The sequence below is a fragment of the Sporosarcina luteola genome (assembly GCF_007991495.1).
Taxonomy (GTDB): domain Bacteria; phylum Bacillota; class Bacilli; order Bacillales_A; family Planococcaceae; genus Sporosarcina; species Sporosarcina luteola.
The window spans coordinates 1-24245 of the sequence record NZ_BJYL01000010.1 but is presented as its reverse complement, the minus strand read 5'-3'; the positions used below and the strand labels follow the sequence as shown (position 1 = coordinate 24245).

General features: G+C 44.3%; 20 protein-coding genes. 5 read left to right on the top strand and 15 right to left on the bottom strand.

Features of this window, described 5'->3' with window-relative positions:
- The 4 genes from SLU01_RS18520 to SLU01_RS04120 form a co-directional block, all read right to left on the bottom strand.
- On the bottom strand, nt 1-59 hold a 59-nt coding region (locus SLU01_RS18520; protein WP_507772822.1), incomplete at its 3' end, for a zinc finger domain-containing protein.
- Nucleotides 52-1155, bottom strand: a complete 1104-nt coding sequence (locus tag SLU01_RS04130) for an amidohydrolase (protein ID WP_147055645.1) — start codon at nt 1153-1155, stop codon at nt 52-54. The genes SLU01_RS04130 and SLU01_RS18520, both read right to left, overlap by 8 nt.
- Nucleotides 1156-1271: 116 nt before the next feature.
- Nucleotides 1272-2558: a murein biosynthesis integral membrane protein MurJ gene (gene murJ, locus SLU01_RS04125; RefSeq protein WP_147055643.1), complete on the bottom strand. Its 1287-nt coding sequence runs from the start codon at nt 2556-2558 to the stop codon at nt 1272-1274.
- Nucleotides 2555-3655, bottom strand: coding sequence for a glycosyltransferase (locus SLU01_RS04120; RefSeq protein WP_147055641.1), 1101 nt, complete (start codon nt 3653-3655; stop codon nt 2555-2557). Before SLU01_RS04120 ends, murJ begins: the two co-directional genes overlap by 4 nt.
- Before the next feature lie 407 nt (nt 3656-4062).
- Here SLU01_RS04120 and SLU01_RS04115 point away from each other — a divergent pair, with 407 nt between their 5' ends.
- From SLU01_RS04115 to SLU01_RS04105, 3 genes are all read left to right on the top strand, one after another.
- Nucleotides 4063-4965 (top strand): C40 family peptidase, encoded by a 903-nt coding sequence (locus tag SLU01_RS04115; protein WP_147055639.1) that lies wholly within the window; start codon nt 4063-4065, stop codon nt 4963-4965.
- 136 nt (nt 4966-5101) lie between these two features.
- On the top strand, nt 5102-6829 hold the full coding sequence (locus SLU01_RS04110) for an N-acetylmuramoyl-L-alanine amidase (protein ID WP_147055638.1): 1728 nt from the start codon (nt 5102-5104) through the stop codon (nt 6827-6829).
- 193 nt (nt 6830-7022) lie between these two features.
- Nucleotides 7023-9188: a 5'-nucleotidase C-terminal domain-containing protein gene (locus tag SLU01_RS04105; RefSeq protein WP_147055636.1), complete on the top strand. Its 2166-nt coding sequence runs from the start codon at nt 7023-7025 to the stop codon at nt 9186-9188.
- A gap of 164 nt (nt 9189-9352) precedes the next feature.
- Here SLU01_RS04105 and SLU01_RS04100 read toward each other — a convergent pair whose 3' ends face one another.
- From SLU01_RS04100 to SLU01_RS04070, 7 genes are all read right to left on the bottom strand, one after another.
- Nucleotides 9353-10432 (bottom strand): CapA family protein, encoded by a 1080-nt coding sequence (locus SLU01_RS04100; protein WP_147055634.1) that lies wholly within the window; start codon nt 10430-10432, stop codon nt 9353-9355.
- A gap of 129 nt (nt 10433-10561) precedes the next feature.
- Nucleotides 10562-10744: a hypothetical protein gene (locus SLU01_RS04095; protein WP_147055632.1), complete on the bottom strand. Its 183-nt coding sequence runs from the start codon at nt 10742-10744 to the stop codon at nt 10562-10564.
- A gap of 110 nt (nt 10745-10854) precedes the next feature.
- On the bottom strand, nt 10855-13236 hold the full coding sequence (locus SLU01_RS04090) for a bifunctional 2',3'-cyclic-nucleotide 2'-phosphodiesterase/3'-nucleotidase (protein ID WP_246110867.1): 2382 nt from the start codon (nt 13234-13236) through the stop codon (nt 10855-10857).
- Between the two features lie 185 nt (nt 13237-13421).
- Nucleotides 13422-14804, bottom strand: a complete 1383-nt coding sequence (locus tag SLU01_RS04085) for an ABC transporter substrate-binding protein (RefSeq protein ID WP_147055655.1) — start codon at nt 14802-14804, stop codon at nt 13422-13424.
- Between the two features lie 42 nt (nt 14805-14846).
- The gene (locus SLU01_RS04080) at nt 14847-15659 is read right to left on the bottom strand and encodes a carbohydrate ABC transporter permease (RefSeq protein WP_147055653.1); all 813 of its coding nucleotides are present in this window, start codon (nt 15657-15659) and stop codon (nt 14847-14849) included.
- Between the two features lie 2 nt (nt 15660-15661).
- The gene (locus tag SLU01_RS04075) at nt 15662-16558 is read right to left on the bottom strand and encodes a carbohydrate ABC transporter permease (protein WP_147055630.1); all 897 of its coding nucleotides are present in this window, start codon (nt 16556-16558) and stop codon (nt 15662-15664) included.
- Nucleotides 16555-17688, bottom strand: a complete 1134-nt coding sequence (locus SLU01_RS04070; protein WP_147055628.1) for an ABC transporter ATP-binding protein — start codon at nt 17686-17688, stop codon at nt 16555-16557. The genes SLU01_RS04075 and SLU01_RS04070 overlap by 4 nt, the downstream gene beginning before the upstream one ends.
- Nucleotides 17689-17826: 138 nt before the next feature.
- On the opposite strand from SLU01_RS04070, the gene SLU01_RS04065 reads away from it, so the two are divergent.
- Nucleotides 17827-18672 (top strand): glycerophosphodiester phosphodiesterase family protein, encoded by an 846-nt coding sequence (locus SLU01_RS04065; protein ID WP_147055626.1) that lies wholly within the window; start codon nt 17827-17829, stop codon nt 18670-18672.
- Nucleotides 18673-18708: 36 nt separating this feature from the next.
- On the opposite strand, the gene SLU01_RS04060 is transcribed toward SLU01_RS04065, so the two are convergent.
- The 4 genes from SLU01_RS04060 to aceA form a co-directional block, all read right to left on the bottom strand.
- Nucleotides 18709-19863, bottom strand: coding sequence for a pyridoxal-phosphate-dependent aminotransferase family protein (locus SLU01_RS04060; protein WP_147055623.1), 1155 nt, complete (start codon nt 19861-19863; stop codon nt 18709-18711).
- A gap of 329 nt (nt 19864-20192) precedes the next feature.
- Nucleotides 20193-20321, bottom strand: coding sequence for a YhfH family protein (locus tag SLU01_RS18110; protein ID WP_218029691.1), 129 nt, complete (start codon nt 20319-20321; stop codon nt 20193-20195).
- A gap of 19 nt (nt 20322-20340) precedes the next feature.
- Nucleotides 20341-21966, bottom strand: coding sequence for a malate synthase A (gene aceB, locus SLU01_RS04055; RefSeq protein ID WP_373866388.1), 1626 nt, complete (start codon nt 21964-21966; stop codon nt 20341-20343).
- Nucleotides 21967-21986: 20 nt separating this feature from the next.
- Nucleotides 21987-23267 (bottom strand): isocitrate lyase, encoded by a 1281-nt coding sequence (gene aceA / locus SLU01_RS04050; protein WP_174842611.1) that lies wholly within the window; start codon nt 23265-23267, stop codon nt 21987-21989.
- 197 nt (nt 23268-23464) lie between these two features.
- Here aceA and SLU01_RS04045 point away from each other — a divergent pair, with 197 nt between their 5' ends.
- Nucleotides 23465-24130: a LytR/AlgR family response regulator transcription factor gene (locus SLU01_RS04045; RefSeq protein ID WP_147055621.1), complete on the top strand. Its 666-nt coding sequence runs from the start codon at nt 23465-23467 to the stop codon at nt 24128-24130.
- Nucleotides 24131-24245: the final 115 nt, after the last annotated feature.

The following is a 24245-nucleotide window of genomic DNA, read 5'->3' as shown; positions in this document are numbered from 1 at the left end:
TTAAAAAACCCCATCCGCTCGATGGTCATCCAGCAGATGGGGCATTTCTTTTTATTCAGAAAGTGTAGCTTTAAGCAATGTTGCGGCGAGAGCTTTTGCACCCATATCGAGCGCATCATGGTTGAATGTCATATACGGATGGTGAAGACCAGGCCCTAAATCAGCGCCTACACCTAACATCGTAGCTTTCAAATCCGGACGATGAATCGTATAGAAATGGAAATCATCGCTACCGGAAGTAACAATCTCAGGTGCTAATGCTTCTTTGCCGACCGCTTCAACAATGCCTTCCTTGGCAATTGCGGCTGCTTCTTCAGAAACTTCTGCAGCAGGCGTATAATCCGACCAATTCAATTCGATTTCAATATCATATAGCTTTGCAATTGACTGGATTCCAGTGTCGATGCGCTCCCTCAATTCTTTTAAAACCGTATTGGACTGTGCCCGTACATCCATTGCAAAAACCGCACTGCCCGGAATTATATTCAAACTGTCTCCGCCTGCTTGAACTTTTGTTAGTTTCGCAGAGTAGGCTTCATACGGAGAAAAATGGATTGTTTTAATGTATTGTGCAATCGCAAAAATCGGATCAAGCGCATTTTTTCCTTGCTGCGGGCGTGCACCATGGGCATCTGTGCCTTTCACTTTCCCTTCCAAGAAAAGGGCGGCCCCGTGGTGGATAGCTGGTGAAATTTTGCCAAATGGCGTTTCTTCCTGCGGACGCAAATGGACTCCGAACAAATGGGATACACCATCGACCGCTCCTCTTTCAATCATCGAATTGGCCCCATTGCCCTTTTCTTCAGCCGGTTGGAAAATGAAGCGGATACGTCCGCCAAGTTTTTTATCCTTCAAATAGGAAAGTGCACCGAGCACCATTGAAATATTGGCATCGTGTCCGCATGAATGATTTGCTCGAAAAACGCCGTCCACTTCTTGCCAAAGCGCATCGATGTCAGCACGGACTGCGATGATTCGATCCCCTTCCCCTATTTCCGCCACTACACCAGTAACATCGTCAAATGTAAGATGCTGGACATTCATGTCTGTCAGGATTTCAGCAATTTTCTTCGTCGTTTCGACTTCTTTCCAGCTGATTTCAGGATGTGCATGAAAATGGGTGAACCATTCCCCTATTTGTTTTTCTATGGACATTGCAATCTCTCCTATTCTCGTATCTTCTTTCATTCAGAATATCGCATATCCGTATGGATTAATAGATATAAAATATCCCGCTGCAATCAATCTGCGGCGGGATACTTTATGAATGCTTACAATTTCCATTTCACTCTTGCATAGATAACGAGCATAAGGAGGTTGATGGCGGAGCTGATGACGGTTCCGTATGCGATCGCTGTCGCTCCCATCGAATCGATCAGCCAATAAATGATGGCAAGGTTGATGCCGAGCACGCTTATGAGACTGAAGATGACCGGCAATATCGAATTGCCTTTTGCATAATAAAAGCGAGTCACGTATGTATTCGCAGCTAGGAAAAACATTGATAGCGCGAACACTTTGAAAATCGGCACCGTAATCAATACAGATGCATTGTCAAACTCCCCACGCTCGAATATAAGGCGGACGAGCGGCTCCGCAAAAAAGTAGGCAACTGCTGTTGCCGGGGCAATCATCGCCGCGAGCATAAGCATCCCTTTTTTATAGAGTTTCTTGATCGTTTCGTGATCGCCTTCGCCTTCCTTCCTGCTGAGCATCGGATAGATAACCGTCGTGACGGCTGTCATCATGATTGCTTGCGGGAAATTGCTTAGCTTAGACGCATAGTTGACAGCTGAAATAGCTCCTTCGGTTAACCCCGACGCGGCTACCCTATGAATGAATGCGTAAAATTGCATGGATGCGCCACCTAAGAGGATTGGCAACGCAATGATCCATACCCTTTTTACATCTTCCGATTTTCCTAAAGCCGGCTTCAATGAATACAACTTGCTGCGTTTAATCCCAGCAAATAAGAAAATCCCCATGAGCATGGCACTTAATAATGCTCCGATTCCATAGGCGGTCGGTCCATACCACGGGACAAGCGGCGCAGAGATGATGACGAATGCCGCATTATAAACGAGAATTGCGATGCTCGATAGTTTAAATTTATCATTCAGGTTCAATAAACCGCTGAGCCATGTCGATAGGACAAGAATAACTGTTGAAGGCATCATCCAGAGAAATATTGGATATGCCAATTCAAATTGTTCCGGTGTCAGTCGATTTAAGAAAGCGAGCTGCAATAGCGGCTCTGCAAAAATAACGGCCAACACCGTTATCGTTGTCGCCGCCATCAGCACTGACGTGAACATCCTTCTGACAAAAACAGCTTTATCGGTTTTCGCTGAATGATAGACGGAAATGAAAGCCGTTGTTAGCCCGCCTCCGAGCACAAGGTATATAAAATTTGGGATCGTATATGCAGTCGCAATGGCATCTGCCGCCGCGCTTACGCCGAACTGTTTCCCAATGACCATTTCCCTTAAAAAGCCGACAAGCCGCGCGACGATATTGATAAGGGCGACGGCACCGATGATTTTCATCATTTTACTCATTTTGAATTCTTTCCTTTCGACACATCGTCATAGATCGCTGTCAGTCGTTGTGCAATGACATCATACGTATGCTCTGCGACTTTTTCTTCGGCAATCTTCTGTCTTGTATCTGATGGCTCTTCCAAAGCAAGGTTCAAGCCAGCTGCAAGTGAATCAGGGTTTTTCGGCTCAACGAGGATGCCCGCTTCATTTCCGAGAAGGAATGAAAGCCCCCCCACGTCCGTCCCGACAACCGTCGTTCCAACAGCCATCGCTTCAAGCGCAACGAGTCCGAACCCTTCATGGTGAGATGGCAAAACGAAGACGTCTGCCGCCGCAATCCATTTTGCAACCTCTTTCTGCTGCAATGGTTCCTGATGCGAGATCCTGACATCATTCGACAGCAGCCGCTTCGCAAGCTTCTCCATGAACCCTACATCCTTGCTTGAACCAATCAAATGGAGGGCAGCTTCAGGGTGGGCGTGCTGTACCTTTTTAAATGCGTCAACGAGATCAAGTACTCCTTTTGCTTCGATCATATTGCCGACAAATAATAGAAGCTTCTCACCCGACGGTATTGTTAATTCTTTACGAGCTTCCTCTTTCGGCATCGGTTTAAATACATCCGTATTCACACCCATGCTCATGACATGGACATTCTCTTCCTTGACGCCAAAGCGGTCAATGACATCCCGCTTCAATCGTTCACCAACAACGATAACAGCATCGGCTTTCTGTAAAATGTTCCTTGTGCTCTTTGCGATACGCTCACTTTTCGCAGCCATTTTGTCGATATCCCCACCATGCACCGTAACGACATAAGGAATTCCGAAAAGCTTCTTCCCCATTAATGAAAGAACACCTGTCGGAAACGCATAATGCGCATGTGTCAGCGAAACCTGCTTTTTATTTCTCAATAAATAGCCGATAGATCTCAGGAACCAAGTCATGTACTTTTTCAATGTAGCGACTTTCCCTTTGCCCGGCTCATCGATTACGATGACATCCACTTCAAGTCCTTTGGAACGCAGCAGCTCCACTTGGTTCTTGACAAAAATGCCGAAAGTCGGATGTCTTTCGGAAGGGTACATATTACTGAATACGGCGACTCTACGCATTTATTTCTCATCCTATCTTTAATTCAAATAGTCATTCCCTATTATTATACATTGAACGATTATAGCATACTGAATGTTGCGTTGCCGACATTCATCATAATGAGTTTCTTACAAAAAGAGGTGAAATATTTCTGTAATATTTCAATTGAAGTTAAGAAAATTAGGGGAAAATCCCTAGAAAAACGAAGAATATTGAGGGATTACAGGAGTTTTTCATTACAAAAAAGGCTTCATACGAAATCCTTGTTTCGGGAAACGTTGATATGAGAGCGTTTTCGACATCCTTTTCCATCTGTAACGTTATTGTAATCTAACTGTAACCGAAATAGAGGTTTAGCTGTGATAGGATTATTGTCAGATAAAGCACACTGTATATAAGCGTGCGAAAGGGGAAACTGGGAACCATTATGAAAAGACTATTTATGTTGTTTTTTGCAAGCCTTTTACTTCTAACGTCCGTACCAGCCATGGCCTCAGCGAATTCACCGACCTCGCTCGTTAGTACAGCGCGGACCTACATGGGAACACCTTATTCCTATGGGGGCACAACCACTTCCGGATTCGACTGCTCAGGATATACGCAATTCGTCTTTAAAAAGCAAGGCATTACAATACCAAGAGACACTACTAAACAGTATGCTATGGGAACATCTGTTAAAAAAAGTGATCTTGAAACCGGAGACCTCGTTTTCTTCAACACTATTGGAAACAGGGTTTCACACGTCGGAATCTACATCGGTTCCAACAGATTCATTCACGCTTCAACTTCTAAAGGCGTTATGATTTCCAAAGTGAACGACCCTGCTTATTGGGGCAAGCGTTATTTAGGAGCACGTCGTGTAGCGAACTTCAATCAAGAGAAAACAGTTGCCTTTGAAGAACCGACAGTATCCGAAAACGCACCGACTTATGTAACTCGGGCTAAAATCGCTGAAACACTCGTTAAGGAACTTGGCCTGGAACCGGGAAATGCTTCCACGACATTCTCTGATGTAGCAGCAAACCACCCGCAGTACGACGCAATCATGACGGTTGCAAATGCCGGCCTCTTCAGCGGCAATGAAGGTAAATTCAATCCCGATGATTCTTTGACTCGTGCGCAGCTTGCTAAAGTCCTTGTGGAAGCCTTTGAACTAAAAGGATCAGCAACTACTTCATATAGTGATGTACCTGCAGATCATTGGGCGAATGAATATATCAATATACTAGCTTATAACCATATTGCTAGCGGATATGAAGATGGATCATTTGGTCTGAACGATAAATTAACTGAAAAGCAATTCCAAAAGATTCTTGATCGTCTCCATTAAAACCATCAAACCGGGTGTTCCGTATTATTGGACACCTGTTTTTTTTCGAAAAGACTCTATGAATATATCAAGTTTCCTATAGATTTACCGTATGAACACTGTTAAAATAAACCTACATCTTAATTAGGAGGACATCATGAAAACGTTTAAATGGGCAGCTGTCACTTTACTGTTTTTCGCTCTTGTTTCCATCGTCCCTGGACATTCTTCGGCACAGTTCCAATTCTCGGACATATCGCCGGACAAGGAATATTATGAACAAGTCCATTACATAGCTGATCTTGGCATCGTCAATCAAGTTTCCAAATTTAACCCTGGTGATAACCTAACCCGGGCTCAAGCAGCAAAAATGCTTGTGATCGCTTCAAAAAAGCAGGATATGCCGACTCCGGCCGTCGATTTCAAAGATTTAAAGCCGGGAACCGAGCAATATGACTATGCAAGTCGCGCTGTTGAACTAGGTTATTTCAAGAAAAAGTCGGATGGCAGCTTCAAGCCGAATGAGAAGCTGAAAAGAGATGAAATGGGATATGCCCTTTCAGTCGCTTTTAATCTGACAGAAAAAGTGACTGTCGATCGACCGCTTATGTTGACAGACATGAAGAATCACTCATTCGCTGAACAGATCAACGGTCTTTATTATGGCGGTGTTTCGCAAGGTGATGCGGGCAAATTCCTGCCGAATGATTACTTGACCCGTTCACAATTTGCATTATTCGTGGCACGTGCGTTAAATGATACGTACAAATTACCCGTAAAACTACCAGAACAAACTTCCAGAACCTATTTTGCTAAAGTTGCAACGGGCGGAGACAATTTGAATGTCCGTACGCATCCCGCAGTTACGGGTGATGTCGTTGGCAGATTGAAGGATGGAGATATTGTTGAAGTCATCGGGCAGACGGGCGAATGGCTGCTTATCCTGAATGATGGAAAGAACGGTTACATCCATAGTAAATACACAATTGATATCGGAACTGAAAAACCGTCTGATACTGAAGGAACTACTGGTGAACCGGAAGAGCCAGAAGTGACAGACCCTGAAATCACTGATCCTGAGGTTACTGAACCAGAAGAAGAATGGGATACCCCTTCCAATACGAGCGGCTTGATTGGAAAAGTGACTGCTAATAGCCTGAACATTAGAAAGACCCCAAGTACATCTGCTGCAGTCGTTGGAAAATTAACTGCTGGCGAAAAAGTGGAAGTCCTTTCATTGGATGGCTATTGGGCAAAAATCAATACAAAAAGCGGGACAGGCTATATCCATAAAAATTACTTGAAGCTTCTTAACAAGACTGGGAATCCTTTAAACGGCCGGATTATCGTCATTGACGCAGGCCATGGAGGTAAAGACCCAGGCACTTCGAAAAGTAAATTAAATGAAAAAGATATTGTACTGAAAGTAACAAAGTTAGTTGAAAGCAAATTGAAAAATGCTGGAGCCAAAGTGTTATTGACTCGATCGAATGATACATATCTTTCATTAGAGCAACGCACTGATTATGCAAAAAAACATTATGCTGAAACATTCGTATCCATCCATGTGAATTCGGCAAGCTCCACTTCAGCGAAGGGATCGGAAGTTTACTATGACTCTTCCACAAATCCAAATGCTACTGAAAGTCGTTTATTGGCAAACAAAATCCAAGCAAATCTGATAAAACAAGCCAATATGGCAGATCGTGGTGTCCGCGATCAACGCTTCTATGTGATTCGCAATAACAATGTCGCAGCTGTATTGATTGAACTTGGTTTCATCACAAATGCAGACGACTTCAGTAAATTGTCTAGCGACAAATATGTTGAACTTTATGCCGAGGCCATTTACCAGGGGCTTGTACAATATTACTCAGCACAATAATAAATTATGCCGGAAAGAAGATGAATATTCTTCTTTCCGTTTTTTTATCTATTAAACAAGAAATTTACTAAAAATTCATTTGTCCTTTAATTATGAGAATGATACACTTAAAGGGACATGTTTGCATCAATATTCCAACTTTGAAACTATATTGGAATATTGAAACTAAATTACTAGATAAGGAAGGTGTACTATGTCAAAGAAGTATGTTAAAGGCGCGGCTGCGTCCATGTTGCTGTTCAGTTTGGCAGGAATTACCCCTGCTGCTGTTTCTGCAGAAGAAGCGTCAAAAGATTTTTCAATGACAGTATTCCATACGAATGACACGCACGCGCATTTGGAAAACGTCTCTTATTTTTCAGCGCTTTTAAAAGAGAAGCGTGCAGAAGTCCCACACAATGTCCTATTACATGCAGGTGACGTCTTCTCCGGAACACTCTATTTCAATGAATTCCAAGGACAAGCTGACCTTGCATTCATGAATTATTTCGGCTATGACGCAATGACATTCGGCAACCATGAATTTGACCTTGGAACATCGGTTGACGGTCATAAAGGACTTGCTGATTTCATTAAAGGGGCTAAGTTCCCATTTGTTTCTGCTAACGTTGATTTCTCGGCAGATAGCAACTTTGATGGTCTCCAAACAAGAGAAGTAACTGCTGAACCTGAAGATGGCAAAATCTTTAACGGGATTGTAAAAGAAGTGGACGGAGAGAAAATCGGTATTTTCGGTTTGACGACTGAAGAAACAGTTGCTATTTCCAGCCCTGAACAAATTGAATTCACAAATTACATTACTGAAGCGAAAGCTGCAGTAGCGGCGTTCGAAGAGATGGGTATCAATAAAATCATCGCATTGACACATATCGGTTTTGACGATAACGCGGCAGTCGATAATGATCAGGAATTGGCTAAAAATGTACCTGGCATCGATATTATCGTTGGCGGGCACACTCACTCTAAATTAGAGGAGCCAAAAGTGATCGAAGGCGAATCAGGACCTGTAGTCATTGTACAAGCAGAGCAATATCATAACTATCTTGGTCAATTGGATATAACATTCGATGAAAATGGCGTCATTAAAGAATACAATGGCGTGCTTCATACAGTCGATACAAAAGAAGGGGAAAAAGACCCTGAAGCTGAAGAATTGTTGAAGCCTTTCTCTGAAAAAGTTGAATCGACGATGACTTCTCCAACTGGCGGTGTTGCTGAAGTCTTCCTAAGCGGACTAAGAGATGTAGGTGGAGTACGCGCCGGGGAAACGAATCTTGGCAATATCATTACAGACGGAATGCTTGGAAAAGCGAAAGAAATCGACTCTGACGTTTCTATCGCCTTCCAAAACGGCGGTGGTATCCGTTCTTCCATCGACAAGGGCGAGGTCACTTATGGTGAAGTCCTCACTGTCCTGCCGTTTGGCAACAACCTTGCAATTATTGAATTAAGTGGCGCTGAATTATTCGAGACATTTGAGCATTCCGTAAAGGAATATCCGAAAGAAAGCGGCGGCTTCCTTCACGTTGCTGGCATGCAAGTCATTTTTGACGGTACTGCAGAACCAGGCAAACGAATCGTTTCGTTGAAAATCAATGGTGAAGAAGTTCAAGCTGACAAAATGTACAAAGCTGCAACGAATGTCTTCACTGCTAGAGGCGGAGACGGTTTTGAAGCCCTCGGTAAAGCATACGAGGAAGGCCGTGCAAGTGAACCAGGATTCAGTGACTGGGAAAACCTTGCTGATCATATCAAGTCGTTAGGTACGATTAAAACAGGTCTTGAAGGACGCATCATTGCACAAGTTCCTTATAAAGATGTAACCCTTGATAACTGGTCATACTCGTATATTTCAGATCTTTATTACCGTGACATTTTGACAAAAGACTCCACTTTCAAGCCAGGTGAGCAAATCACGCGTGCTGAAATGGTATCTTGGATCGTCAAAGCGAATGGACTGAAAGCTGATGGACAAGCACCGTTCACGGATCTTGACGGCCTTTCTGACGATGTGAAAGCTAATATTGCAGCTGCTTATGAAGCTGGCATCGTTAAAGGGACTGACGGCAAATTCAACCCGAACGATAAAGTGACTCGCGCACAATTCGCTTTGATCCTTGAGCGTGCATTTGAGAACTACACAGGCGAAGCATATACAGCAAAAGCTAAAGCACCTTATTCCGATTTCGGAAACTACGCGGATGACACAGTGAATGCGATCTCCATGTTGCATGAGCTTGGAATCGCTTCAGGCTTTGAAGGTAAATTCATGCCAGATCAGTTCACAACTCATCAACAAGCAGCAAAAATCGTTTCAAACTTCATTTACAATACGAAGCAAGTTAAAAAAGCTGAATAACACTCAAAAGCGGAGGGTGGCGTCTAGCTGCGACAGGCATAAGACGGAACGACGAAACGGCGCCCTTTGCCGTACAGTCGGGCCGACTTATGACCCGAGCAGCTGCCACCCGAAGCTAGATGAAAAAAAGGGCCCTACGCGGAATTTCCGTGAAGGGCCCTCTTTTATTCGGACGGAAGCCCTACATGCTCCTCCACCCATGTTTCATCAAAACTTATCTTTGCCCCTGCTTCTTTTACAGGCACAACAACGAATCTTCTATTCTCATCACGGACAACAGCAGTCGGAAAGAACGTCGATTCCCCTACTGTCATGAATCGTTTTCCTGCGATTTCGGTCTTTGTAATTTCCACTTTAGCAATCCCGCCAATATTTGTAGAATCGAATTGCTGGGCAGAGTAGAAGTTCCCAAGGGAATAAAACACTTTCGTATTGCCGATTTCTGTATATCGTTGCAGCACGTGAGGATGGTGGCCAAATATGATATCCACCCCTTCAGCCGCCAGCCATTCAGCAAGCTCTTCTTGTTTCATCGAAGGCTGCAGCGCATATTCCTCCCCCCAATGAATGGAGACGACGAGTATGTCGCTTTCTGTCCGCATTTCCCGAATATCCTTTTCCATCCGTTCCCTATCGATCAAGGAAACTAAGTATCCTTTCCCCTTTGGTATTGCCAGCCCATTCAAACTGGATGTATACGCTAAAACACCGATCCGTACACCGTTCACTTCAAAAATGCGCTTCGCTTCACGATCTTCCGCAGATTCATATGCACCTATGTATGGCATTTCAAATTCTTTCATATAACCTATTGCCTTTAACAATCCGCTTTCCGACTGATCCATCGTATGGTTGTTCGCGATGGACAGCAAGTCAACCCCATTCGCCTTCAAATCTCGGATTATATGCTTCGGGCTATTAAACCGTGGATAGCCGGACAAGCCCAATTCTACTCCCCCAGGCACTGACTCTTGGTTCGCTAATAGAAAATCGATTTCGGTCATCTTATCCTTTACTGCTTGAAAAGAAAGGTTATAGTTTTCGTATGTATACAATGGATTATGTAAAAGTATATCGCCTACCATTCCTATCGTAATCTGTGTTGTCTTCCCATTTAGTTTCATTTCCACCGGGTTGCTTTGGATGCTCATAAAGTCATCTGGAACGTCAACTTGCTCTTCATTCCCCGAGCAGCCCGTCAATAAACAACCGTATATCATGAGCAATATTGCAATTTGTTTCAATCCACTATCTCCTGTTCAACTATGAATTATGCCTGTTTTCTTACTATACTCCAATGAAGTGATTTGTGGAAGTCCTTTCCAAAAAACCTATACACTCCGCCTTTCGGACGAATTGTACAGGTTTCTCGATTATTCGATTTCCTTTTTAGTTGTCGGCTTTTGTCTACTTTCAGTCGAATTCATGAACTGCGTCACTTGCTTTTCGGCGTCCTGTACAGGTTCAAAATCAGGGTAAGGCTTGGCATTCGGCATTCCAGTGAATGCTTCCCCCTGTTCCTCGTTAGGATTTGATTGAAAACGGTTGTCCTTCATATTGGGCAGTCCTCCACTTCACGTATTACCTTAACGATACCCGGAAATGAATATTTTAACCGGACAAAAAAGAACAGGGAAAATGCCCCTGCTCTTCGTTATTCAGTTCTTCACTTAAATTGTAATGAGAAATTCGCAAAGCCGTCTTTTGTCGGTCCGACGAATTCGATTCCGCTATCTTTTGGAAGGAATTCCTGTGCTTTCGCTGAAGTTTCAAAAACGACATTCACATCACCTTCGACAGGAACGAACTTCCAATTGCCGTCAGCTGATGGGTCGATCGTTTCTTCTGCAATCATATAATCCATGATTGCTTCTCGGTTTTCGTATGCATACTCGATTTTATCGGTTGCATTTCTGACGCCTGGGAAGTTACTGCTTGCACGGTAGTTATTCGTTACAATGAGGAATTTCTGTTCCGGATCGATTTCCTTGCCTTCGTACTGCAAGTTGACGATACGGTTAGCATCTTCATTGATCGTTTCTCCAGCGTAATCGTACTTAGCCGGCTGTGTCACATCGATTTCATATGTCACACCATCAATAACGTCAAAATTATACGTACGGAATTCTGCGTTGATCAAATCTTGCTGCTCCGTAGACTTAGGGTCGATCTGATTGAACTGACCAGCAGACATTTCTAGCCATTCTTTCACATCAGCACCCGTCATGACAAGCGCACTGACAGTATTGTCGTATACATAGAGGTCAGCAACATTTTTAATGGCAATTTCGCCTGTTGGAATATCCGTGTAATAGTTTGCACCATTACGTCCGCCTGCTTTGAACGGCGCGCCTGATGAAAGGACTGGAATATTTTCGAATTCAGTGCCTTTCACTTGTTCTTCAACATACCATTTTTGTGCATTTGTAACGATTTGAATCGATGGATCGTCTTTCACTAATGAGAAATAACTTGTAATTGCAGATGTTGTTTTACCGACAGGGCTGCGGACATACTCAATAGTTCCTTCATGTGCTTCTTTGACAGCTTCAATTACTTTTTCAGATGCTTTATCGGACTCTGTATCGATTTCGCGGAGGGAACCTTTGCCGCTAATGACATTCCAATTTTCTCCGTCCTTTTCAAGTACGAGGTCCATAACACCTAAATGACTGCCAAATTTACCTGGCATGACAACAGGCGTACCATTCACAGTTCCATTCTCACTGTCTACGTTTTTCAAATCTGCATAATCACCGGGGAATACGGAATGGTTATGACCCGTCAGAATTGCATCGATTCCTTCAATTTGAGAGATTTGGTAGACGACATCATCTTCTCCTTTAGTATGGATTTCATCTCCCATACCTGAGTGAGATAACACAACGATAATATCAGCACCCGCCTCTTTCATTTCAGGGACGAATTTTTCTACAGTGTCCGCCGCATCTTCAGCAGTTACTTTTCCTTCAAGATGTGAACGGTCCCAGCGCATAATGCCAGGTGCCACAACACCGATGACGCCAACGTTAAGTTTGTGGGCTGCCCCGTTGCCGTCAACGACTTCCTGTTCCATGATGACGTATGGCGTATAACGGTTTTCTCCTGTTGTTGCATCGTAGACATTCGCATTTAGGATTGGGAATGGTGCTTCTTCCAATACAACATCTAAATAGTCAAGTCCATAGTTGAATTCATGATTCCCTAACGTACTTGCATCAAAGTCCAAAGCTTGAAGAGCTGCTAGTGCTGGATGTAGCTCTCCTTTTTCCAATGGATCAACGTTCACCTTGTATCCACCAAGAGGAGTTCCTTGGATTAAATCTCCGTTATCGAATAACAGGTTATTCGGGTTTTCAGCACGCGCTTCATCGATTAACAACGCAGTTTTCGCCAAGCCAAATTCATTTGTCGGCTTGTCCTGATAATAATCGTAATTCACAAAGTTCGTATGCAAATCACTTGTGCCTAAAATGCGCAATGCGACACTGTCCTTGCTTGGCTCTTCAATTTCAGGGGCGGCGTTGGCAACTGCCAACAGACGCTCAATAATTTTCTTCACTTGGCCTTTTGTGACGATTTGCTGAGGTTTTGCAGATCCATCCTCATAGCCTCTTAAAAGATCAAGTCCAACACTTTTCGCTAATTCTTCGGGTTCTTCCGTTTTGAAATCAGATTTATCATTGAAACGATCCAATAGATCTACTGGATAGACTTCATCTGTTTTCACAGCACGTGATGCGATTAGAAACGCATGCTCACGCGTCAGCTTTTCGTTCGGTTTAAATTCTGTCGACGTAGCGCCTTTCACGAGTCCGTGAAGTTGTGCCGCTTCTACAATAGGTGCCAATTTTTCGTCGACATCCGTGAATTCTGATGTACTTCCGTCTCCGAGCTCAAATGCAAGTGCTTCCACTACAGCCGCAACAAATTCACCACGTGTCACTTCTTGCGATCCTGCTGCGTTTGCAACCGTCGTCAATGAAAAACCGCTGAATGCAAGCGCCATAACGGCAATCCACATTCCCGCTTTTCTAATGAATGACATTTCTCCATCTCCCTACTTATGTGAGTTTATATTTTTAGTGCAAAGAAGCACAAAAAACCAATTCTACTAAACTACCACTCTATATTGTACCATAATTGGAAATATCATAAATGCTTAATCAGCCTATTTACAAAACCATTAAAAGCCGTCCAGCAGTCGAACTTCGACCGCCAGACAGCTTATCATCATTGCTTTGTTTTATTCGCAATCTCCATAGCTCGGTTCGTTCCTTCAGCAGCCTTATCAAGTACTTCTTGCGGATCTTTTCCTTGGTATAGTTCTTCCAAAGCTGTTACGATCTGCTGTCTTGACTCAGGGAATACAGAAATGAGAGCACCTTGAGTAGCAAGACCCGGCACCGTATCTTGAAGCTGATCGACCGTTACTTTATATTGCGGGAATTCCTCCCACTTGTCTTTGACAATTTGCTCATCATAAGCTGCAGGGTTGATGGCAAAGTAGCCTGTGTCGAGATGCCATTGTGCCTGGACTTCAGGTGTCGTCATGTACTTCATAAATTCCCATGCTGCCTCTTGCTCTTCCTCTGCAATTCCTTTCGACATCCATAACGAAGCCCCGCCGATGACAACACCATTCCGTTGTACTTCATCCGCATGCGGAATATAAGCGACGCCTACTTCAAATGGAGCGTTCGTGATAGCACCAGCTACGCCAGCGGATGAATCCATATACATCGCGACTTTTTCAGTTGCGAAAGCCGAGCGGATATCATCCCAGTTCGTGCCGAAGTTGCCGAATGTGCCTGCTTTGTTCATCGTATCGAGGAAGTTGAATACATTCAATCCTTCCGGCCCGTTGAATAAAGCTTCTGTTGCGTCTCCTGATCTGCCGTTGTCTTCATTCACATATAACCCGCCTTGCGTCGCTACGAGCTGCTCGAAGAACCAGCCGTAAGTCAGCATAGAGAAGCCGTACATATCATCCGTCTTCAACTTAGCTGCTGCGTCGATCACTTCTGCAAACGTTTCCGGCGCTTTTTCAGGATCTAATCCGGCCGCCTCGAATGCATCTTTGTTATAGATCATTACTGGTGTTGACGAGTTGAACGGCATCGAATAAAGTTCGCCGTCTACTCTGTAATAATTCAGGATGTTCTCTTCCAACTGGGAAAGATCATAATTATCTTCATCGATGAATTTCTGCATCGGTTCGATATAACCGCTGTCAATCATATATTTTGTACCGACTTCAAATACTTGTGTAATAGCAGGCGCGTCTTTTGTACCGCCTACTCCGCGGAGCTTCGTCAATGATTCCTCATAAGATCCTTGGAATTCCGCTTTTACTTCGTATTTGTCTTGGGATTCATTGAACCCTTTTACAATTGCATCAATCGACTCCTGGCCAGTACCCGACATCGCATGCCAGAATTCGATCGAAACTTTTCCTGCTTCCTCAGAACCACTTTCTTTATTCCCGTCCGAGTTGGAAGATGTATCGTTCGTAGATGACGAATCATTGTTATCCGAACTGCTGTCACTGTTAGAACAAGCTGTCAAAATAGCGACCGTCAAGATTAGCATCCAAAACATAGATGATTTAAGCATTTTCCTCAAATTCATGCACCCCTTTTAAATTGGTTAGGCAAATTATTTCAATGCACCTTGAGATAACCCTTTTTGCAATTGCTTCTGTCCGAGGAAGAGCAATAGCAACGTCGGAATGATAACTACGATAACTCCAGCCATGACCACCCCCCATTCTGTCGCGATTTCTTGGGACTGCAGCTGCTTTAAACCAATTTGCACAGTTCGCACGGATTGGTTTGTCGTAATAAGCAGTGGCCATAAATACATATTCCAAGTCGTCAAGAAACCATAAGCCCCCAATGTGACGAGACTTGTTTTTGATACAGGCAGGACAACCCGCCAGAAAAATGCGAATCGACTTAAGCCCGCAATTTGAGACGCTTCATGCAATTCCTTTGGGATCGTCAAAAAATGCTGACGCAGCAGAAATGTTCCGAATGCCAGCGCGAAAAACGGCAACGTCAATCCTTGGTACGTATTGAACCAATCAAGCTTTCGGATTGTGAAGACGTTCGGGATCATCGTCGCTTCCCAAGGAATCATCATCGTTGATATGAACAGGAAGAAAATAAAATCCCTTCCTTTAAATTTAAGGAAAACGAATGCATATGCCGCCATACTGCAAACGGCAAGTTGACCAAGCATGACACTTGCAGAAACGATAAAGCTGTTCAGCAAATAGTTCATTAACGGAAGTCGACTGAACACTTTTGTATAGTTTTCAAAATTGATCGATTCAGGAAAAAACTTCCCCTGAATGATTTCAGGACCCGTCATGAATGAAATCATGAATGCGTACAGTACGGGAAAGAAGACGAATGCCGACGTCACAAGCAATAGGAAATAGATCCAAATCTTTGATAAGAGACTCATTCTCATTGGTAATGCACTCTCCTCTCGCCTAACTTAAACTGAAGGATTGTAACAATGAGGATGATAATGAATAAAATAACGGCTTGTGCACTGGCGGTCCCGAATTGATAGTTAATGAATGCCTCTCGATAAATCGAGTAAACGATCAAGTTCGTTGATTGAGATGGTCCGCCTTTCGTCAAAATGTCGATCTGCCCGAATGTCTGGAACGCGTTAATTAATGAAATTGTAATGATGAAAAACAATGTCGGAGACAGCATCGGCAACGTAATTCGCCTTAATCGATAGAAATAGCCTGCGCCGTCTATTCTCGAACTCTCGTAAAGATGCTCGTCGATATTTTGCAAACCTCCTAAAAGGATGAGGAATGAAAATCCGAGATTCATCCAGATCGTCGAAATTGCGACCGATATCAACGCCCATTCCGGGTCAAGAAGCCATTGGATCTGCGGAAAGTCGAACACGCTTAGCAGCCGGTTGAACATGCCGATGCTCGGGTTGAACATGAATAGCCAGATGACTGATGAAGCTGCGACAGATATCCCCATCGTTGAAGAGTACATCGTCCGGAAAAAACCGATCCCTTTTAATTTTTCATTCGCCAATAATGCGAAGAATAGGGCCAATATAATAGTGATCGGAACTGTATATAAAACGAATAATCCTGTCGCCTTCATACTGTTTTGAAATTCAGATGAACCTAGTAAATACATAAAGTTTTCGAAACCGACCATGATCGCCGCATTGCCCGTTTGGTCCGTAAGAAAAAAACTGAGGTAAATTGTCCGGAACATCGGGTAGAATACGAAAACCGAAAATAGAATGACAGATGGCAATAAATAAAGGATTGCTGCCCGTCCGTCGACTGACTTTCTCCAAAAATGTGCAAACCGGGTCATGATGGCACCTCTTTATTCGAGACGTATTTGCCGTAGTCAATCGTTTTTTTGATCAACTCTCCGCTTTGCTCGTCAAAGATCGACAATGATTCGAATTCCATATGGACCGGCAGACTGTCGCCGATGTCGATATGCCATTGGCCGCCCCATTTCGCCATCCATTCCTCCTTGCCTAGTTTGAATGAAAAGATTGTTTCATTACCCAAAATCTCCACATTCGTCACTTCGACATGGAAAGTATCCTCCTCTTTTGTTTCGGGTGTCGTCGGGTAAAGGTTTTCGGGACGTACACCGATTGTCATGGAGGTCCTTGGCAGTTTTCCGATCTCCTCAGCAGGAACATTCAACTTGAATTCACTTCCGATAATGAGTTGTTTATCTGTTTCGTGAAATTCCGCTTTCGCCAGATTCATAGGAGGTGATCCGATGAACGTCGCGACGAATGGATTAGCTGGGTAGTTATAAATATCAATCGGTTTGCCAATTTGTTGGATCTTTCCTTCATGAAGGATCATAATCCGATCCCCCATCGTCATCGCTTCTACTTGGTCATGGGTGACGTAGATCATCGTAATGCCAAGGCTCTTTTGAATCCTTCTAATCTCTGACCTCATATGCGCCCGCAATTTTGCGTCAAGATTTGAAAGCGGTTCGTCCATGAGACAGATCGGCGTCTCACTAACGATAGCCCGTGCAAGTGCGACACGTTGGCGCTGACCGCCGGATAGTTCGCGCGGCTTCCGGTCAAGATAGTCCGTCAAACCGAGCATCTCCGCCACTTCTTTTGCCTTCTTGTGCTGCTCATCTTTTTTCATACGCTTTACATCCAGTCCGAATGTAATATTTTGCTGGACAGTTAAATGCGGATAGAGCGCATAGTTTTGGAACACCATAGAAAGATCACGTTTATTCGGGGAAAGATTATTCGCCACCTTCTCCCCGATCTTCAATGTGCCTCCTGTTATTTCCTCTAATCCAGCGATCATACGAAGCATTGTACTTTTCCCGCACCCCGATGGACCGACCAAGACAAAAAACTCGCCCGGTTCGATCGTTACGTTTATATTGGAAATGACATCAACTTGTTTATCGTATGACTTCGAAACATCAATCAGTTCCACTCGTTTCATTAAATCAAATTCCTTTCCGGTAAAGTTTTAAAGAAATCTAAATTGAATTGCTAGTGACACACTTCGATAAAAGCTATCAAGATTCCTTCAATTTCTTGCATTCTTTACAATTTCTTTACGTTTACGGAGGTAGAACTTATGAAAAAAGGGTTTCTGTTCGTCATGCTCGTCCTGCTTTCGGCATGTTCGCAAAAAACGGACGTTGCCGCTTTACCTGACGATGAGTTCTTGATTATTGCGCATCGGGGTGCTTCCGCTTATGCGCCGGAGCACTCCCTATTAGCCTATGAATTAGCAGTTCAGATGAAAGCCGATTATATTGAACTTGACGTGCATATGACAAAAGATGGGGAACTCGTTTCCATTCATGATGGCTTTATACTTTCACCGGATGGCAAAAAAGCGATTGTGGACACAACTTTTCAGGAATTGAAATTATTGCGAAGAGAATCAGACTACAATGGTTCAATTCCGGTTTCATTGCTAACCGGGGTCGACCCGTTGCGAATCGTCAGTACGGAGGAAATCTTTTCTCACTTTGGGGATGATGTGAATTATTATATAGAAATTAAATCTCCAACTTCATATCCCGGAATTGAGGAAGCACTCCTTGAGCAACTGCATACTTATGGGCTTTTATCTGACGATGGTCCGATTCCGAACGTGATTTTGCAATCATTTGATGCCGCTTCTTTGAAGACTGTTCATAAGTTGGAGCCTTCCATTCCGCTTATTCAACTGTATTCCGTAAAAAACGAAACAATGCCAACGAAAAGGCAATTGCGGAAAGTCGCAAAGTACGCGTCAGGCATCGGCATCAATGAAAATGTCGTAACAGAGGAGTTTGTGGAGCTAGTACATGAGGTAGATTTGGATATTCACCCATTTACGGTGAATGAAGAAGCGGCAATGCGACGCATGATCGACCTTGGAGTGGACGGAATCTTTACAGACAAACCGGATCAGGTGCCTAAGGTGAAATAAATTCGGTTACACAAAAAACCAGCCGAGGCTGGTTTTTTAATTGATTTCTTTGAATCGGTTTACAGCCTGTTCGATTGAAACAGCGTGTCCGATCTCATTCAATGTTTCACCGATCTTCTCGATTGCCGAAATGAGCATTTCTTCAGTCGTGTTGCCCATATGACCGATACGGAAGGCTTTGCCTGCAAGATGTGCCAATGCTCCTGCAACAATAACTCCTTTTTTGGCGAGCGCACTGCGGAATTCGGCGTCGTTCACACCTTCCGGATAAAGGAGACAGCTCAATGTCGAAGCTGCAACTTCTTCCTCTGCCAACGGATTCATGCCGTATTCTCTAAGTGCCGCCCGGACGCCGCGGCCGAAAGCGGAGTGCCTGGCGTATCGTTTTTCAAGTCCTTCTTCCATCAAGAGCCTCATGCCTTCATCATAACCATAAATCAAGTTCACGGGAGGCGTTGCAAAATACTTTGATGGATCATGCATGATCGGAATCCAGTTCTTAATATCGCAATAGTACGCAGGTACGCGGTCCATCTGTTCACGTGCCGCCAATGCGGTTTTATTAAACGCGACGATTGCCAGTCCCGGTGGTACACCGATCGCTTTTTGCGAGCCAGTTAAAACGACATCAATCGTATAGCCAGGATTTCCGTATTCCTTGCTCATATCTTCTTCCATCGCGGCCGTCGCACAGACACCATCCAAAATGACGAGCGCCCCGTGTTTTTTGACGATCGGAACAATTGCTTCCAAATCGGCAGCAACCCCGGTTGACGTATCCGCATGCGTAATTGTCACCGCCTTGTATGTACGCTCCGACAATTTCCGCTCCACTTCTTCAGGTGCTACCTGTTTTCCCCATTCCGCTTGGAGGACATCCATTTCAATGCCGAATGCCTGCCCTAATTGAATGAATCGATCTCCGAAATAGCCATGGCTGATGACCAGTAATCGTTCACCCGCAGCAACTGTATTAACGAGAGCCATTTCCATGCCGATCGTACCGGATCCCGATACGACGAATACTTCGCCATCCGTCTTTAACAACTCGCGCGTCCTCTCGATCGAACGCTTATAAATCTCGACAAATCGTGGATCCGTATGGCTTCTTGTTTCACTCGCCATCGCATCGTAAATTGAGTCAACGACCGGTGTAGGACCAGGAATCAAAAGCATTTCTTCATTACGCATCTAATGACCACCTTATATTCATATTTCTTTCCACTCAATCACTTCGCCAGAGACTTAAGAAAACCCTTTTCAATGGGATTCACTGAGCAAATGATTTCGAGTTCTCGTTAAGTGTTGGAGAGTTCTCATTAATGCTGAATGAGTTCTCGTTAGCTATTGAACTGTTCTCATTAACACTAAATGAGTTCTCATTAGCCATTGAGCTTTTCTCATTCCCACCGAATAAGTTCTCATTACTCCTTGAAGTGTTCTCATTTTAACAGGAAAAATTCGGTTACACTAAAAATCCGTTTCCCTTTCACATCACCTTAGGGAAACGGATTATTTCATTACGCCTTATGCTTGCCGATGCAACGCTCACATTCATATAGTAAGGACTCAACCTTTTCCACAATTTCGCATCCACATTCACGGCAATACTTCTTTGATTTTCTTTTCAATCCTCTCAATTTCACCATTTAAAATCGCCTCCCTTTTTCATTTTAAAATCTCGTACCCCGGAACTGTCAAAAACTCCTCAAACTCATCCTGCAGCGTCAACTCTACGAACAAATCACTCGCTTCTTTGAACATGCCGAAACGGAATTTCATTTCTCCAAAAGCTTTCTTCAATTTCTCCATTTCTTCTTCAAAGACTTTCATGAATAAATCAACAGTTACTTCCTTTCCGTCAGCAAGCTTTCCTTCCGGATGGCGAATCCACTGCCACACTTGGGAACGCGAAATTTCCGCCGTTGCAGCATCCTCCATCAAATGATTGATGGGTGCCGCTCCATTACCATTCAACCATGACGCGATATATTGGACGCCGACACTGCAATTCATCCGCAATCCCGCTTCCGTAATTGTTCCGGTCGGCACCTCAAGCAAATCGGCAGCTGTCACTTGCACGTCTTCACGCTTTCGATGGAGTTGATTCGGCCCTTCCATTTGCTCGTCAAATTCCTTCATGGCGACAGCAACGAGTCCCGGATGAGCTACCCATGTTCCGTCATGCCCGTCCGCCGCTTCCCGGCACTTATCTTCCGCGACTTTCCGGAATGCTTCTTCATTCGCCTCTGGATTATTACGAATTGGGATTTGCGCAGCCATCCCTCCAAGCGCAAATGCATTGCGCTTATGGCATGTTTGGATGCAAAGTTGCGTATAAGCCCGCATGAAAGGGGATGTCATCGTCACTTGCCCGCGATCCGGCAATATGACATCAGGCTGATTCCGCAGCCTTTTAATGAAACTGAAAATATAATCCCAACGGCCGCAATTCAAGCCTGCCGCATGGTCGCGCAATTCATATAGGATTTCATCCATTTCGAATGCTGCTGTGATTGTTTCAATCAACACCGTAGCGCGTATCGTCCCGACAGGAATTCCGAACCATTCCTGTGCAAAAATGAACACTTCATTCCAAAGTCTAGCCTCCAAATGACTTTCAAGCTTCGGCAAATAGAAATACGGTGCAGTGCCCCTTGCCAATAATTCCTTGGCGTTATGGAAAAAGTAAAGGCCGAAATCGAAAAATCCGCCTGCTATAGGCTCTCCATCGATAAGCATATGCTTTTCATCCAAATGCAGCCCGCGCGTCCTGACCATTAACACAGCCGTATCGTCATTCAACGAATAGTTCTTTCCATTGGATGCCTGTTCAAACTCGATCGTCCGCCTCACAGCATCTTTCAAATTGACTTGACCGTCAATCATATTCGACCATGATGGGGAAGTCGCATCCTCGAAATCAGCCATGAACGCTTTCGCCCCCGAGTTAAGCGCGTTGATGATCATTTTTCTGTCAACAGGTCCTGTAATTTCAACTCGTCGGTCTTGCAAATCAGGAGGAATGGGCGCCACTGTCCAATCTCCTTCCCGGATATGCTTCGTTTCTGCAAGAAAATCGAGTTTCTCTCCGCTGTTAAGTTTTGATTGGCGAGATTTCCGCATAGACAGCAATGCTTTACGCTTACTGTTAAAGTTTTCATGTAAACCATAAAGGAATTCCATTGCTTCCGGTGTCAGGATTTCCTCCGTCCCGGCAGTCATTTCGCCGACAACGTCCATATTGAACCGGACTGGATTGAAATGTACTTTTTCAGTAGTCAGTTGAACCATCCTTTCGTGTTTTATTGGCATCAAACGAACTGTGCCTCTTCCGTAGATCCTTTCATGCCCGTCGTGGAAGATGTACCTCCGGAAATGACTTGTGCTACTTCATCGAAATATCCTGTGCCGACTTCGCGTTGATGGCGGGTCGCTGTGTATCCTTTCGATTCATTCGCAAATTCTGCTTCTTGCAATATAGAGTAGGCGGCCATTCCATGATCCTTATAGCGATGCGCAAGTTCGAACATGCTATGGTTCAATGAGTGGAATCCTGCCAACGTGACGAATTGGAATTTGTAGCCCATCTTGCCAAGTTCACGTTGGAATTTGGAAATTGTTTCATCATCCAAATTTGCTTTCCAGTTAAATGAAGGAGAACAGTTGTAAGCGAGCATCTTGCCCGGGAATTTTTCATGAATCGCATCCGCAAATCGTTGTGCTTCCTCAAGGTCCGGCGTTGATGTTTCACACCAGATGAGATCGGCGTAAGGCGCGTATGCAAGACCGCGTGCAATCGCCTGGTCGATGCCAGCCTTCGTTCGGAAAAAACCTTCCGGCGTACGCTCTCCTGTAATGAATGCTTGATCGCGCTCGTCGATGTCGCTCGTAATCAAATCTGCCGCATCGGCGTCTGTCCGGGCAATAATAATTGTCGGAACACCTAATACATCTGCTGCCAGCCTCGCGGAAATTAAATTCCTTACCGCGTTTTGCGTCGGTAACAGTACTTTGCCGCCTAGATGGCCGCATTTCTTTTCGGAAGCGAGCTGATCTTCGAAATGGACACCCGCCGCACCTGCTTCTATCATCGCTTTCATCAGTTCAAAGACGTTTAAGGGGCCGCCAAATCCGGCTTCTGCATCGGCGACAATCGGAGCGAACCAGTCAAATCCGTCTTCTCTTCCTTCCGCGTAGTCGATTTGGTCCGCGCGTTGCAAAGCTTGATTGATTCGTTTCACAACATTCGGCACGCTGTTGACGGGATATAGGCTTTGATCGGGGTACATTTGTCCCGCCATATTCGCATCTGCCGCCACTTGCCAACCACTTAAGTAAATCGCTTGAAGGCCCGCTTTTACTTGCTGAACTGCTTGATTGCCCGTCAATGCACCTAATGCGTTAATGAAATCCTCTTCATGCAATGAACCCCAAAGCCGTTCCGCACCTTTTTTCGCCAATGTATGTTCAATTTGCACGGAACCACGGAGCTTGACGACCTCCTCCGCACTGTAGCCTCGTTCAATCTCAGCCCATCTTTCATCCTCGCGCCAATTTTTCTCCAACTGCTTCACTTGTTCGATACGATTCATCAATTCAATCCACACCTTTCGATTAATATATTCAGCTGATAGAATGCTACTTTCTTACTGTTCCATAACAGCCAAACTTATTATACATTAATATATAACAGAAAATTTCAATTGTCAGGGCATTCCGATAAAATGCTAGTTATTAAGGATGAAGTCGAAATTAGACGGATGAAATCGATAGGAGGAAGATAAGAGAAATGGTAAAGGCTGAAATTAGTAGGGATTTCTTGCAGCAGTATACCTGTTTACTGGAGGATTGGATTCCGAACGGCGCTTCGCTTGCCATCGCTATGGACGGCAAATATGTCTATTACTTTTCAGGTTCCCATGATATTAAGTTGCAGGAAGGCCAGCCAATCTTGACTGGGAGTATTGCGGATACTGTGTTGAAACAGCGGAAAAAAGTGGATGTTATGATGGATGACAGTTCATCGGGTCCAGCACATTACGGGATTGGGTATCCAATTGAGATCAAAGGGGAACACGGGGCGCTTATCGTCATTCTCCCGCCAGATCATCCTGCAGTCATGCTTGAGCCGTTGCGTTTTCTAACCGGTAAGATTGAAGACGAGTGGTATCCAGTTCCGGTTGAACAAATTACCCATTTGGAAAGCTACCAAAAGAAGACATTTTTCTATACAGATGATGGACAATACAGCATCAGCAGCACATTGAAGGATTTGTCAGCGCGGTTGCCAAGCCTGTTTTTACGTGTTCACCGCTCTTATATTGTCAATACAGGATGCATTCAGCGAATTTCCCGGGACTTTTCCTCAAATCTTCTATTGACGTTAAAGGACGGAACGGAGCTCCCCGTCAGCCAGACGTATGTGAATGAAGTGAAGTGTGTGTTGGGGTTTTGAAGGGGATTTTTGTAAGCTTGGTGATTTGTTGAGCGCGGAAGCCCGGGTCTTGAGCGCGAATCGCAATTCCTTGAGCGCGGAAACGGATACCTTGAGCGCGAAATGCAATTCCTTG

Bases quoted from the DNA above. Each gene is read 5' to 3' on its own strand.
- SLU01_RS04130 (WP_147055645.1), bottom strand. From the start codon at position 1,155: ATGTCCATAGAAAAACAAATAGGGGAATGGTTCACCCATTTTCATGCA.
- murJ (WP_147055643.1), bottom strand. From the start codon at position 2,558: ATGAGTAAAATGATGAAAATCATCGGTGCCGTCGCCCTTATCAATATC.
- SLU01_RS04120 (WP_147055641.1), bottom strand. From the start codon at position 3,655: ATGCGTAGAGTCGCCGTATTCAGTAATATGTACCCTTCCGAAAGACAT.
- SLU01_RS04115 (WP_147055639.1), top strand. From the start codon at position 4,063: ATGAAAAGACTATTTATGTTGTTTTTTGCAAGCCTTTTACTTCTAACG.
- SLU01_RS04110 (WP_147055638.1), top strand. From the start codon at position 5,102: ATGAAAACGTTTAAATGGGCAGCTGTCACTTTACTGTTTTTCGCTCTT.
- SLU01_RS04105 (WP_147055636.1), top strand. From the start codon at position 7,023: ATGTCAAAGAAGTATGTTAAAGGCGCGGCTGCGTCCATGTTGCTGTTC.
- SLU01_RS04095 (WP_147055632.1), bottom strand. From the start codon at position 10,744: ATGAAGGACAACCGTTTTCAATCAAATCCTAACGAGGAACAGGGGGAA.
- SLU01_RS04090 (WP_246110867.1), bottom strand. From the start codon at position 13,236: ATGTCATTCATTAGAAAAGCGGGAATGTGGATTGCCGTTATGGCGCTT.
- SLU01_RS04085 (WP_147055655.1), bottom strand. From the start codon at position 14,804: ATGCTTAAATCATCTATGTTTTGGATGCTAATCTTGACGGTCGCTATT.
- SLU01_RS04080 (WP_147055653.1), bottom strand. From the start codon at position 15,659: ATGAGTCTCTTATCAAAGATTTGGATCTATTTCCTATTGCTTGTGACG.
- SLU01_RS04075 (WP_147055630.1), bottom strand. From the start codon at position 16,558: ATGACCCGGTTTGCACATTTTTGGAGAAAGTCAGTCGACGGACGGGCA.
- SLU01_RS04070 (WP_147055628.1), bottom strand. From the start codon at position 17,688: ATGAAACGAGTGGAACTGATTGATGTTTCGAAGTCATACGATAAACAA.
- SLU01_RS04065 (WP_147055626.1), top strand. From the start codon at position 17,827: ATGAAAAAAGGGTTTCTGTTCGTCATGCTCGTCCTGCTTTCGGCATGT.
- SLU01_RS04060 (WP_147055623.1), bottom strand. From the start codon at position 19,863: ATGCGTAATGAAGAAATGCTTTTGATTCCTGGTCCTACACCGGTCGTT.
- SLU01_RS18110 (WP_218029691.1), bottom strand. From the start codon at position 20,321: ATGGTGAAATTGAGAGGATTGAAAAGAAAATCAAAGAAGTATTGCCGT.
- aceB (WP_373866388.1), bottom strand. From the start codon at position 21,966: ATGGTTCAACTGACTACTGAAAAAGTACATTTCAATCCAGTCCGGTTC.
- aceA (WP_174842611.1), bottom strand. From the start codon at position 23,267: ATGAATCGTATCGAACAAGTGAAGCAGTTGGAGAAAAATTGGCGCGAG.
- SLU01_RS04045 (WP_147055621.1), top strand. From the start codon at position 23,465: ATGGTAAAGGCTGAAATTAGTAGGGATTTCTTGCAGCAGTATACCTGT.